This window comes from Paraburkholderia translucens, from assembly GCF_020881035.1.
Lineage (GTDB): Bacteria > Pseudomonadota > Gammaproteobacteria > Burkholderiales > Burkholderiaceae > Paraburkholderia > Paraburkholderia translucens.
The window spans coordinates 12,915-25,104 of the sequence record NZ_JAJITC010000014.1; the positions used below are offsets into that span (position 1 = coordinate 12,915).

The window sequence follows — 12,190 nt, forward strand, 5'->3', positions numbered from 1 at the left end:
GCTGGGCGCGAACGTTGCGCCCACGGCGCGCTGCGCCGACGCCGCTGTCCCCCGCCAACCGCGGAAGCGCGCGCCGCAGCGCGGTTTGATTCGAGCGCGTTGTTGTGCTCGCGCTTTCCGGCTCATTTGCCGTTCACGTTCACAGCCCCACTGATGCCGCCCACCGTATTCATCGTCTCAGACGGTACCGGGATTACTGCCGAAACCTTCGCGCATTCGATCCTCTCCCAGTTCGACCAGAAATTCCGCCTGGTTCGCGTGCCTTTCGTCGACTCGACCGAGAAGGCCTACGCGACGCTCGAGAAGATCAACGAGGCGGTCGTGCAGGACGGCCGTCGTCCGATCGTGTTCACCACGCTCGTCGATAGCTCGTCGAATCAGATCGTTAAGGATTCGAATGCGCTCGTGCTCGACATGTTCCAGACCTTCGTCGAGCCGCTCGAGCAGGAGCTGGAGCTGAAGTCGAGCCACGCAATGGGTCGCGGCCACCAGAATGCGGACACCGAGGAGTACAAGAATCGGATCGAGGCGATCAACTTCTCGCTCGCGCACGACGACGGTCAGTCGAATCGCAATCTCGCCGACGCGGACGTGATCCTCGTCGGTGTGTCGCGCAGCGGTAAGACGCCGACGAGCCTTTATCTGGCGATGCAATACGGCGTGAAAGCGGCGAACTATCCGCTGATTCCCGAAGATTTCGAACGCGGCAAGCTGCCGACGCCGCTCCTCGGGCATCGGCAGAAGATGTTCGGGTTGTCGATCGATGCGCAGCGGCTGTCCGAGATCCGCAACGAGCGGCGGCCAGGCAGCAAGTATGCGGCTCTGGAGAACTGCCGCTATGAGATCAACGAAGCCGAAACGATGATGCGACGCGAGGGGATCAAGTGGCTGTCGTCCACGCACAAGTCGATCGAGGAGATCGCGACGACGATCCTGCAGGAGATCAAGCTGGATCGGCCGTCGTATTGAGGCACCGCCGAGGCGTTGCGCTGCCTGACCGCGGTCGGCGCAGCGCTGACAGCGTCTATTTTTTTCGCCCGCGCTGCTGCCGGCACTGCTCGAACACGCAGACCGCCGCGGCGGCCGCCACGTTGAGCGACTCCATGCCGCCCGGTTGCGGAATCGTCACTCGCAACGACACGACATCGCGCCACGCCTGCGACACACCCGCCCCTTCGTTGCCGAACACCCATGCGAGCGGACCGCTGAGGTCGCAGTCGTAGATCGCTTCGGCGCCGTGTGAATCGGTGATGACGATCGGCACCGCGAGCCGCTCGATCAGCGCATTCGCTTCGACGTCCTCGTGAATCTCCAACAGGAAATGTGCGCCCATCCCCGAGCGCAGCACCTTCGACGACCACGCGTACGCAGTGCCCGGCGCGCAGAACACGTGCTGAATACCCGCGGCCGCCGCGCTGCGTAGAATCGAGCCGACATTGCCCGCGTCCTGCACGCCGTCGAGCACGAGACAGTTTTCCGCAATGCGTTCCGGCAGCGGCGCATCGAGCTTCTCGACGAGCAGCAGTATCCCGACCCCATGCACGACATTCGACAACTGCCCGAACAGCGCGTCCGGCAGCGTCACGAGCCGATGCTCATCGATGCGCGAGACGATCGCCTGCGCTTCGTCGTGACGCAGCGCGCCGTCGGTGACGACACAGAGCTCCGGCTGGCCGGCCACGTCGAGATACGTGCTGGCGAGATGGAAGCCCTCGAGCAGCGCATGGCCGCTGCGCCGCTGTTGATGCGTCGAGCCGGCGAGTGCCTTCAGGCGCTTGTAGAGCGGATTGTCCCGCGAGGTGATGGCTTTCACAGGCAGCGAAGGCGGTGAGAATGGAAAAGAAATGAGCGGTGAATCAATGGCATTGAAGCGCGGGTCGCTCTCGAGCCGCTTTAACAGGCTGCGTCAGGCGAGGCCCGCTTCGCCGAACGCATTGTCGTCGAGCAGCAGCGTGTCGGTCATGATGACTGCATCGGCCGCCGGCAACGGCACGCCTGTGCCGAGCCGCAGATGCGCTTCGCGCACCGGCGCGAAGGAGCGCCGATGATGCTCGCACGGCCCATGCTCGCGCAGCGCCGCGAGATGCTGCGGCGTGCCGTAACCGGCATGCGCGTCGAAGCCATACATCGGATACGCCTGATGCAGCTCGACCAGCATGCGGTCGCGTGCGACCTTCGCGAGAATCGACGCCGCCGAAATGCTCTTCACGAGCGCGTCGCCGCCGATCACCGCCTCGCTACGGATGCTGAGCGCCGGACAACGATTGCCGTCGACCTTCACAAGCGTCGGCACGACCGACAGGCCCTCGACCGCGCGCTTCATCGCGAGCATGGTCGCGTGCAGGATGTTCAGCGAATCGATCTCCTCGACCGTCGCCGACGCGATGCAGTACGCCAATGCACGCTCGACGATCTTGTCGTACAGCGCTTCACGCTTGTTCGCGGTAAGCGCTTTCGAATCGTCGAGGCCGCGAATCATCGGTTTGGCTGGATCGAAAATCACCGCCGCCGCGACGACCGGACCGGCCAGCGGCCCTCGCCCTGCCTCGTCGACACCGCAGACGATGTCCTCAGCGCTCTCGAAGTTCAGGCCGATCTGCGCGGCCACCCGCGCGACGGCACCGGTCTTGCCGCGAGGCGCGCGCGCGCCGTTCATGACCGTCCCGCCCGCTGCTCGACGACGCTCGCCACGACTTCGGCCGCACGCTGCGCGGTGTTCTGCTTCAGCACGTGATGCATCTCCGTGAAGATTTCCGTCAGCGTGCGCCGGTTCGCCTCGTCGCGCAACTGTTTCAGCGTCGCCTCGGCGAGCGCCTGCGGCGTCGCGAAATGCTGCAGGATCTCCGGCACCACGAAACGCCCGGCCAGAATGTTCGGCAAGCCAACGTACGGCAGATAACCCTGGCGGCGCATGATCTGGCCAGTCAGCCAGGGCACCTTGTACGAAATCACCATCGGCTTCTTCAGCAGTGCGGCTTCGAGCGTGACGGTGCCGCTCTTCACGAGCAGTGCGTCGGCGGCGGTCATCGCGAGTTGCGACTGGCCGTCGGTGATGGTCAGCGCGAGACCCGGATGCGCATCGACGAGCGGCTGCAGCAGCGCGCGCAATGCGGGCGTCGCCGCGGGCATCACGAAGCGCACGCCCGGCTCCTGGTGTTGCATCATCTCCATCGCCGCGAAGAACGTCGGCCCGATCAGATCGATCTCCGAGCGCCGGCTGCCCGGCAGCACCGCGATCACCGGCCCGCTTTCAGCGAGACCGAGCGCGCGGCGCGCGCCAAGGGTGTCGGGTTCGAGCGGGATCTGGTCGGCGAGCGGATGCCCGACATACGACGCCGCGACACCCGCCTTTTCGAGCAGCGCGGTTTCGAACGGGAACACGCACAGCATGTGATCGACCGCCTTCGCGATCTTCTTGATACGCCCGCCGCGCCACGCCCAGATGGACGGGCAGACGAAATGCACCGTCGGAATGCCGGCGTCGCGCAACGCGTGCTCGAGCCCGAAGTTGAAGTCGGGCGCGTCCACGCCGACGAACACCGAAGGCGGCTCGGCGAGCAGCTGACGCTTCAGCTCGTTGCGGATACCAAGGATTTCGGGGATGTGCCGCAGCGCCTCGACATAGCCGCGCACCGTCAGCTTCTCCAGCGGCCAGTGGGCGTCGAAGCCCGCGGCGATCATGCGCGGACCGCCGATGCCGTAGTACTGCGTGGCGGGCGGCAGCCGGCTGGCGAGGCCCTCGAGCAGCGACGCGGCGAGCAGGTCGCCGGACGGCTCGCCGGCCACCATCGCGATGCGCAGTGGACTGGGTTGAAAGGTCATCGGTTAGCGGATGATGCCGCGCTGCGACGCTTCGACGAACGCGAGCAGCGTTTGCACCGGTGCGTCGCCGTCGCCGCCGGCCGAACCGAGTTCCTTCAATTGCACCTTCGCTTCTTCAAGCGACAGGCCGTTCTTGTACAGCACACGATATGCGGTGCGCAGCACCGAGATGGCGTCCGCCGGGAAACCACGGCGGCGCAGCCCTTCGACGTTGATGCCATGCGGCTCGGCCTTGTTGCCCGCCGCGATCACGAACGGCGGCACGTCCTGCACCAGCGCCGACGCGCCGCCGAGCATCGCATGCGCGCCGATCCGCACGAACTGATGCACGCCCGACATGCCGCCGATGATCGCGTAGTCGCCGATCGTCACGTGGCCGGCCATCTGCGCGTTGCTCGACAGGATCACGTTGCTGCCGACGTGGCAGTCGTGACCGATGTGCACATAGGCCATGATCCAGTTGTCGTCACCGAGCGTGGTGACGCCCGCGTCCTGCACCGTGCCGGTGTGGATGGTCGTGAACTCGCGGATCGTGTTGCGGTTGCCGATCACGAGTCTCGTCGGCTCGTCCCGGTACTTCATGTCCTGCGGACGGCCGCCGACCGAGGCGTAATGGCCGATGCGGTTGTCTTCGCCAATCGTGGTGTGGCCTTCGATCACGCTGTGCGAGCCGACCGTGCTGCGCGCACCGATCGTCACGTGTGCGCCGATCACGGCATAGGGGCCGACTTCGACGGATTCGTCGAGCTGCGCGCCTGCTTCGATGATCGCAGTGGGATGGATCCTGCTCATGCGTCCTCGCTTCTGATTCTGTTGCGTTTTCTGGATGGACTTGCCGTCGGGCCCGCCGCGCGCGTGCCGTGCCGCGCTGCGACCCGCCCGGGCGCCGGCTTTACGCGTCTTTGTCCGTGTGGCGCACCGCGCACATCAGATCGGCTTCCGCCGCGACGACGCCATCCACTTCGGCGCGCGCCTTGAACTTCCAGATGCCGCGCATGTGACGCTCGAACGTGCAGTTCAGGATCAACTGATCGCCCGGTTCCACCACGCGCTTGAAGCGCGCGTTGTCGATGCCGACGAACAGGTACAGCGTGTTCGACGGATCGCTCGGCTCTTCCGAGAATGTCAGCAGCGCCGCGGTCTGCGCGAGCGCTTCGAGGATCAGCACGCCTGGCATCACCGGCCGCGTCGGGAAATGTCCCTGAAAATACGGCTCATTGATCGACACGTTCTTCAACGCTTTGATGCGCTTGTGCGGTTCGAGTTCGAGCACCCGGTCGACCAGCAGGATCGGATAACGATGCGGCAGCAGCGTGAGAATCTTATGAATGTCGAGGTTGATTTTTTCCGTGCTCATGGTGTTTCTGCTCACGCATTGACTGCGCGATGATGACTGCGGATGCTGGTGCAGGTGGGTTGAAAACGCGCGCGACCGGCGCCACTCGTGACCGCTGGCCGTGCCACCCGGTCACGGCCGCCGGCTCTGCTTCATGCTGCTGGACCGCTATTTTACGCGGTGCCGGTGGGCCGTCGTGAAACTGTCAGATCTTGTTGCCTGCGGGTTGACCTGCGGCGCCGTCAGTGGCACTGCCGGCCTTGTCGGCCGCGGCGCTCTCCAGCGCCTTGATGCGATCGCGCAGCTTGTCGATGTTGCGCAGCAGCGCGGCGCTTTTGTTCCAGTCCGCGTGATTCACGGCCGGAAACGCACTCGTGTACATGCCGGGCTTCAGCAGCGACTTCGACACGCCCGACTTCGCGGTGACGATCACGTAATCGGCAAGCGTCACGTGGCCGGCGATGCCGACCGCGCCGCCGATCATGCAGTGACGGCCGATCGTGGTGCTGCCCGCGATGCCCGCGCAGCCCGCGATCACCGTGTACGCGCCAATCTTGCAGTTATGGCCGATCTGCACGAGGTTGTCGATCTTCACGCACTCCTCGATGATCGTGTCGGCCATCGCGCCACGGTCGATTGTCGTGTTCGCGCCGATTTCGACATCATTGGCGATCGACACGCCACCGACCTGCGGAATCTTCACCCAGCTGCCGGTGCGCGCCTCGCCCTCGCCGACGAAGTCAGGCGCAAAGCCGAAGCCGTCGGAACCGATCACCGCGCCCGCGTGCACGATCACGCGCTCGCCGAGCTTGCAGCCGTGATACACGGTCACGTTCGGATACAGATGCGTGTTCGCGCCGACACGCGTGCCGCGGCCGATCACGACGTTGGCGTCGAGCCGCACGTGCTCACCGATCACCGCGCCCGCTTCGACGGTGACACGCGGACCGATCACTGCGCTCGAGGCGACCTGCGCGGAAGGATCGATCGTTGCGCTCGGATGCACGCCGGGCACCGCCTTCGGCGCGGCGAGGTCGATGAAGGTCTGCGCGATGCGCGCAAAGTAAGCGTAGGGATTCGGTGTAACGATGAAGTTTCGACCTTCGCGCGAGGCGAGCTTCGCGAGATCGCCGGCATTGATCAGCACCGCGCCGGCACGAGTCGTTTCGACCTGCGCCAGATACTTCGGATTGGCGAGGAACGCCAACTGGTCGGGGCCTGCCTGGTCGAGCGGCGCGAGACTGCTCACGCGCTGCGACCCATTACCAACTACCTCACCGCCGAACCGCTGGACGATGTCCTCGAGCGAAAATGCCATGCCTATCCTGTCTCCAACGTCGACCAGGGTCAGCGCTTCGGCTGTCGACCGGTGTTGGCGCTGTAGCGCCTGCTCCGGTCCCACGCAAAGCTCTTACTCTGGTCCCATTCAATCATTGCGAGGCCGTGCGCCGACCTTAGTTGCCCGATGCCGCCAGCGCCTTCAGCACCTGGTCGGTGATATCGATGCGGGGGCTCACGTACACCGCTTCCTGCACGATCAGATCGTAGTGCTGCGTTTCGGCGATCTGCTTGATGACCTTGTTCGCGCGATCGAGCACCGCCGCGAGTTCCTCGTTGCGGCGCTGATTCAGGTCTTCGCGGAATTCGCGCTGCTTGCGCTGGAAGTCCGAGTCCAGCTGCGACAGATCGCGCTGCTTCTGGGCACGATCGGTCGCCGACATTGTCGCGCCGTTCTTGTCGAGCGCGTCGGACATGGACTTGAGCTTTTGCGCCATGTCGGCGAGATCCTTGTCGCGCTTTGCGAATTCGGCCTCGAGCTTCAGCTGCGCGGCTTTCGCCGCCGCCGATTCGCGCAGGATGCGGTCGGAATTCACTGCGGCGATCCTCGCCTCCTGCGCGTGCGCCATGCCGACCCCCAAGGTCATCGCCAGCGCCAATGCGCACGCTACACGTTTCGAAAACATACCGGTTAGCAAAGTCATCCTCTCGATACTCTGGTTTGACCGGGGCCGCCGCAGCCGGCCGCCGGGAGCGCCCACCGCCCGATCAGAACGCCGTCCCGATCTGGAACTGGAACTTCTGATACTGGTCGCCGGTGTGTTTGACGAGCGGGAAGCCAAGGCTCAACTTGAGCGGACCGATCGGCGAGATCCACGCGAGACCCACACCGTAGCCGTAACGCAGGCCGTTCGCGCCGATGCTGTTGCCTTCCGTTCCCCACACGTTACCGCCGTCGAGGAAAGTAAACACACGCAGCGTGCGGTCGTAGCCCGTGCCCGGTAGCGGGAACGTAAGCTCGATATTGCCGACAAGCAGCTTCGAGCCGCCGATCGGGTCGTTGGTCTTCGCGTCGCGCGGACCGAGCGAGCTCGGCTCGTAGCCGCGGACCGAACCGATACCGCCGGCGAAGTAGTTCTTGAAGATCGGATAAGGCTTGCCGGCGAGGCCGTTACCGTAGCCGCCCTGGAAGTTGAAGCCCAGCACGAAGCCGCGCGCAAACGAGTAATAGTACTGCGCGTTGATGTCGGCCTTGTAGTACTGCGTGCCGCCGATCGGCGTGCCGTACTCGGCGTTCGCCTGCGTGAAGTAGCCGCGGCTCGGCACCAGTGCGCTGTCGCGCGCATCGCGCGACCAGCCGACCGTCAGCGGTACGTTGTTCGACACGCGGCCAAACTCGTTCACATAGTCTCGATAGCTTTGCGGCGTGTTCGCGTCGATGTCGAGCTGGTTCTGCTCGAAGCCCGCGCCGAAGTACACCGTATCGACCTCGGAGAACGGAATGCCGAACTTCAGGTCGCCACCCAATGTGACGATCTTGAAGCTCGAATCCGTCGAGTAGTACAGCGGCTGGTAGGTGCGGTAGTAGACGTCGGTGATCCGCTTGATGCCGTCCACCGTGAAGTACGGGTCGACCTGCGTGACCGTCAGCGTGCGGTACGTCTTCGCGGTATTGATGTTCACCGAGAGGCTCGTGCCGGAGCCGAAGACGTTGTCCTGCGAGATACCTGCCGACAGCACCACCTTGTCGGTCGACGAGAAACCCGCACCGAGCGTGATCGCGCCTGTCGGCTTTTCGGCGACCTTCACCTCGATGTCGACCTGGTCGGGCGTGCCTTCGACCGGCACCGTCGTCACGTCGACGTCGGTGAAGTAGCCAAGACGGTTGATACGGTCCTTCGACAGCGCGAGGCGGTTCGAATCGAACCAGGAGCTTTCGAGCTGGCGCATTTCGCGGCGCACCACTTCGTCGCGCGTGCGCGTATTGCCGACCACGTTGATGCGACGCACGTACACGCGCCGGCTCGGATCGACCTGCAGTGTCAGATCCACCGTGTGGTTGGTCTGGTCGATCTGGGGCTGCGCATTGACGGTCGCGAACGCGTAGCCGTACTCGCCGAGCTTGTCGACGATCGCCTTCGTGGTGGCCTGCAGCTTTTCGGCCGAAAAGCGATCGCCGGGCTTGATCGTGATCAGCTTCTTCAGCTCCGCTTCGCGGTCGAGCAGATTGCCGGCGAGGCGAATGTTCGAAATCGTGTACGGCTCGCCTTCATGCAGCGTGACCGTCAGGTACATGTCCTTCTTGTCCGGCGAGATCGACACCTGGGTCGATTCGATGCTGAACTCGAGGTAGCCGCGATTCAGGTAGTACGAGCGGATGTTCTCGAGGTCGCCGGTGAGCTTGTCTTTCGCGTACAGATCGTTCTTCGTGTACCACGAGAACCAGTTCGGCGTGGACAGCTGCATTTCGTCGCGCAGCGTACCGGTGCTGAACGTCTTGTTGCCGATGAAGTTGATCTGGCGGATCTTCGCGCTCGGACCTTCAGCCACCGAGAACAGGATGCCGACACGGTTGCGGTCGATCGGCGTGATCGTCGTGGTGACTTCGGCGGCGTAGAAACCGCGCGTCAGATACTGGCGCTTCAGTTCCTGCTCGGCCTTGTCGACGAGCGCCTTGTCGTAGTAGCGGCCTTGCGACAGCCCGACCGCGCGCAGCGCCTTGATCAGGTTGTCCTTTTCGAACTCGTGGATGCCGGCGAAGTCGATCGTGCCGATGGCCGGACGCTCCTGCACCTGCACGATCACCACATTGCCTTCGGTCGCGATCTTGACGTCGTTGAAGAATCCCGTCGCATACAGCGCGCGAATCGCTTCGGACGCCTTGTCGTCGGAAAAAGTGTCGCCTTGCTTGATGGGCAGGTACGCGAACACGGTACCCGGTTCGACGCGTTGCAATCCCTCAATGCGAATATCTTGCACCACGAAGGGCGTCGTTGCGTGAGCAACCAGCCCATGCGCGGCGAACGCCGCGGCTATAACCGTCTTTGGACCAAAGCGATGAGGTTTGAACAACGTGCTTCCCCAGTGTGTATAGCTGCATCAGGCCTGGCGGCCGCCCTCGAGAACGCCGCCGGACACTTTAAAAATGGATTAAACGAGCCAGATCGTTGAACAGCGCAATCGCCGACAACGCGACGATGCAGGCAAGACCCGCCCTCTGAAAAACGAGTTGCCAGCGATCGGAGACAACTTTACCGGTCACAGCTTCAACCAAATAATATAACAGATGCCCCCCGTCCAATACCGGAATTGGTAGCAGGTTCAGCACGCCGAGGCTAATGCTGACAAGGGCAAGGAACGACAGAAACGCGGCAGGACCCAGACGTGCGCTCTTTCCCGCGTAGTCGGCGATCGTCACCGGACCGGACAGATTCCTCAACGATGCCTCGCCGACGATCATTCGGCCAAACATCCTTACCGAGTACACCGCGAGATCCCACGTACGGCGGGCACCGAGGCGCAAACTTTCGAGCGGCCCGTAGCGCACGTCGATGGTCGGCACCTGGGTCGCCAGCTCCGCGCCAATGCGGCCGATCTGCTGTCCGCTCGCCGCATCGCGCTGCAATTGCGGCACGATCGTGATCTCTTCGAGCGCGCCCGCCGCATGACCGCCGCGGCCGCCGCGCTCCACCCGCAGCGTGACCGGCACACCGGCGTGCGATTTTACATAAGCGATGAAGGCCGCGGCATTATCGGTCGGCGTGCCGTTGATCGCGCGCAAGCGGTCGCCGGGGACGAGCCCCGCCTTCTGCGCGGCGCTGCCCGCCTGCACGCCCGCCACCGTGAGCTTGCCGCCGCCCGGCTCGAAGCCGAGGCGCGACATCAGATCATCATCGATGTCTTTCTCGCCGAGGCCGCGCAGATCCATCGGGAAATCGGACGTGCCGTGCGCGTCCTTTGCACTGACCACGATGCGCTGCTGATCGAACGCAGCGCCGAGCAGCTTCCACCGCAGATCCGACCATGACCGCACCGGCTCGGTCTCGTCGCTATGGCCGGTGCGCACACCGACGATCGTCTCGCCGCCCTCGAAGCCCGCCAACGCGGCTGGCGTGTTCGGCGCCGGTGTCGCGATCACCGCCGCCGGTTCGGTCACGCCGGTCGCGAACACGAGCGCGAACAGCACGATCGCGAGCAGGAAATTCGCAGCCGGACCGGCCACGACAATCGCGAAGCGCCGCCACACCGACTGGCGGTTGAACGCATGCGGCAGATCGGCGTCAGGAATCGAGCCGGGGCCGGCTTCGCGCTCGTCGAGCATCTTCACGTAGCCGCCGAGCGGCAGTGCGGCAATCGTCCACTCGGTGCCCGTCTTCCGGCTCACCCACTGAACGAGCGGCTTGCCGAAGCCGATCGAAAAGCGCAGCACCTTCACGCCGCACAGACGCGCTACGCTGTAGTGCCCGTACTCGTGGACCACCACGAGTACACCAATCGCAACCGCGAAAGCGAGCAGTTCGATCAGCAGGTTCATGAGCGCCTCACTGGACGGCGCGTTCCGTGCGACGGACGCCGTCGGGCAGACGCGCGATGAATTCGGCCGCGGCGCGGCGCGCAGCGGCGTCCGCTTCGATGACGTCGTCGAGCGCGTGCGCGCTGCGGTTCGGCAACGCGCCCAGCACCGAATCGACCACCTCGGCAATCGCCATGAAGCCGATACGGCGCGCAAGGAACGCTTCCACCGCGATCTCGTTCGCAGCGTTCAGCGCCGCGCTCGCGATGCCGCCTTCGGCGAGCGCCTGCATGGCAAGCGCGAGGCACGGGAAGCGCGCGTAGTCGGGCTTTTCGAACGACAGCGACGCGACCTGCGCGAGATCGAGCTGCGCGACGCCCGAATCGACGCGATCCGGAAACGCCAGCGCGTGCGCGATCGGCGTGCGCATGTCGGGGTTGCCGAGCTGCGCGAGCACGGAGCCGTCCGCGTACGACACGAGTGAATGAATCACGCTCTGCGGATGGATCAGCACATCGATGCGCTCGCCGGGCAAATTGAACAGCCAATGCGCCTCGATCACTTCGAGGCCCTTGTTCATCATCGTGGCCGAGTCGACCGAGATCTTGCGGCCCATCACCCAGTTCGGATGCTTGCAGGCTTCGTCAGGCGTCACGTCGACGAGCGTGGCCGGTTCGCGCGTCCGGAACGGGCCGCCCGATGCGGTGAGGATGATCTTCGAGACGCCGCCGTGCAGCGACGCTTCGCGCGGCAGGCATTGGAAAATTGCGTTGTGCTCGCTGTCGACCGGCAGCAGCACCGCGCCGTGGTCGCGCACCGCGTCCATGAAGATCGCGCCCGACATCACCAACGCTTCCTTGTTCGCGAGCAGGATGCGCTTGCCGGAGCGCGCAGCGGCGAGGCTCGGCGCGAGGCCGGCCGCACCGACGATCGCCGCGACCACTGTGTCACAGCCCTCGCTCTTCGCGACGTCGACGAGCGCCTGAGGCCCGTAGGTGACCTCGGTCCTGCTGCCCGCTTCGTGCAGTTTCGCGGCGACCTTCGCGGCCGTTCCGGCGTCACCTACCACCGCCACTTCGGGCGCAAAGCGCAGGCATTGCTCGACGAGCTTGTCGCCGTTGCGATGCGCGGTCAGCGCGTAAATCGAAAAGCGCTCTGGATGACGTGCGACCACGTCGAGCGTACTGTCTCCGATGGAGCCCGTGGAACCGAGCAATGTCAGACGTTTTTGCATATCTCTT

11 protein-coding genes are annotated in these 12,190 nt (G+C 64.5%); 1 reads left to right on the forward strand and 10 read right to left on the reverse strand.

Annotated features, from left to right (window positions below):
• Window positions 1-153 precede the first annotated feature (153 nt).
• Window positions 154-969 carry a posphoenolpyruvate synthetase regulatory kinase/phosphorylase PpsR gene (gene ppsR, locus LJ655_RS22840; protein WP_230563494.1) on the forward strand — a complete coding sequence of 272 codons (816 nt, stop codon included), beginning with the start codon at window positions 154-156 and terminating at the stop codon, window positions 967-969.
• 55 nt (window positions 970-1,024) lie between these two features.
• Here the strand turns inward: ppsR and LJ655_RS22845 are convergent, their stop codons facing one another.
• The 10 genes from LJ655_RS22845 to LJ655_RS22890 all read right to left on the reverse strand — a co-directional run bounded on the left by LJ655_RS22845 (window position 1,025) and on the right by LJ655_RS22890 (window position 12,183).
• Window positions 1,025-1,813, reverse strand: coding sequence for a TrmH family RNA methyltransferase (locus LJ655_RS22845; RefSeq protein ID WP_230563495.1), 789 nt, complete (start codon window positions 1,811-1,813; stop codon window positions 1,025-1,027).
• A gap of 93 nt (window positions 1,814-1,906) precedes the next feature.
• Window positions 1,907-2,656, reverse strand: a complete 750-nt coding sequence (rnhB, locus tag LJ655_RS22850; RefSeq protein WP_230563496.1) for a ribonuclease HII — start codon at window positions 2,654-2,656, stop codon at window positions 1,907-1,909.
• Entirely contained in the window at window positions 2,653-3,822 is a 1,170-nt protein-coding gene (lpxB, locus tag LJ655_RS22855; RefSeq protein ID WP_230563497.1) for a lipid-A-disaccharide synthase, read from the reverse strand. Before lpxB ends, rnhB begins: the two co-directional genes overlap by 4 nt.
• Window positions 3,823-3,825: 3 nt before the next feature.
• Window positions 3,826-4,614, reverse strand: coding sequence for an acyl-ACP--UDP-N-acetylglucosamine O-acyltransferase (gene lpxA / locus LJ655_RS22860; RefSeq protein ID WP_230563498.1), 789 nt, complete (start codon window positions 4,612-4,614; stop codon window positions 3,826-3,828).
• Between the two features lie 100 nt (window positions 4,615-4,714).
• Complete coding sequence (gene fabZ / locus LJ655_RS22865) at window positions 4,715-5,179, reverse strand: 3-hydroxyacyl-ACP dehydratase FabZ (RefSeq protein WP_035546182.1); 465 nt, start codon at window positions 5,177-5,179, stop codon at window positions 4,715-4,717.
• Window positions 5,180-5,363: 184 nt separating this feature from the next.
• Window positions 5,364-6,476 (reverse strand): UDP-3-O-(3-hydroxymyristoyl)glucosamine N-acyltransferase, encoded by a 1,113-nt coding sequence (lpxD, locus tag LJ655_RS22870; protein WP_230563499.1) that lies wholly within the window; start codon window positions 6,474-6,476, stop codon window positions 5,364-5,366.
• A gap of 136 nt (window positions 6,477-6,612) precedes the next feature.
• A complete protein-coding gene (locus LJ655_RS22875; RefSeq protein WP_026225318.1) occupies window positions 6,613-7,134 on the reverse strand; it encodes an OmpH/Skp family outer membrane protein in 522 nt (173 codons plus the stop codon).
• 70 nt (window positions 7,135-7,204) lie between these two features.
• On the reverse strand, window positions 7,205-9,508 hold the full coding sequence (gene bamA / locus LJ655_RS22880; RefSeq protein ID WP_230563500.1) for an outer membrane protein assembly factor BamA: 2,304 nt from the start codon (window positions 9,506-9,508) through the stop codon (window positions 7,205-7,207).
• Between the two features lie 67 nt (window positions 9,509-9,575).
• Window positions 9,576-10,970: an RIP metalloprotease RseP gene (gene rseP, locus LJ655_RS22885; RefSeq protein ID WP_230563501.1), complete on the reverse strand. Its 1,395-nt coding sequence runs from the start codon at window positions 10,968-10,970 to the stop codon at window positions 9,576-9,578.
• Between the two features lie 7 nt (window positions 10,971-10,977).
• Window positions 10,978-12,183: a 1-deoxy-D-xylulose-5-phosphate reductoisomerase gene (locus LJ655_RS22890; protein ID WP_230563502.1), complete on the reverse strand. Its 1,206-nt coding sequence runs from the start codon at window positions 12,181-12,183 to the stop codon at window positions 10,978-10,980.
• Window positions 12,184-12,190: the final 7 nt, after the last annotated feature.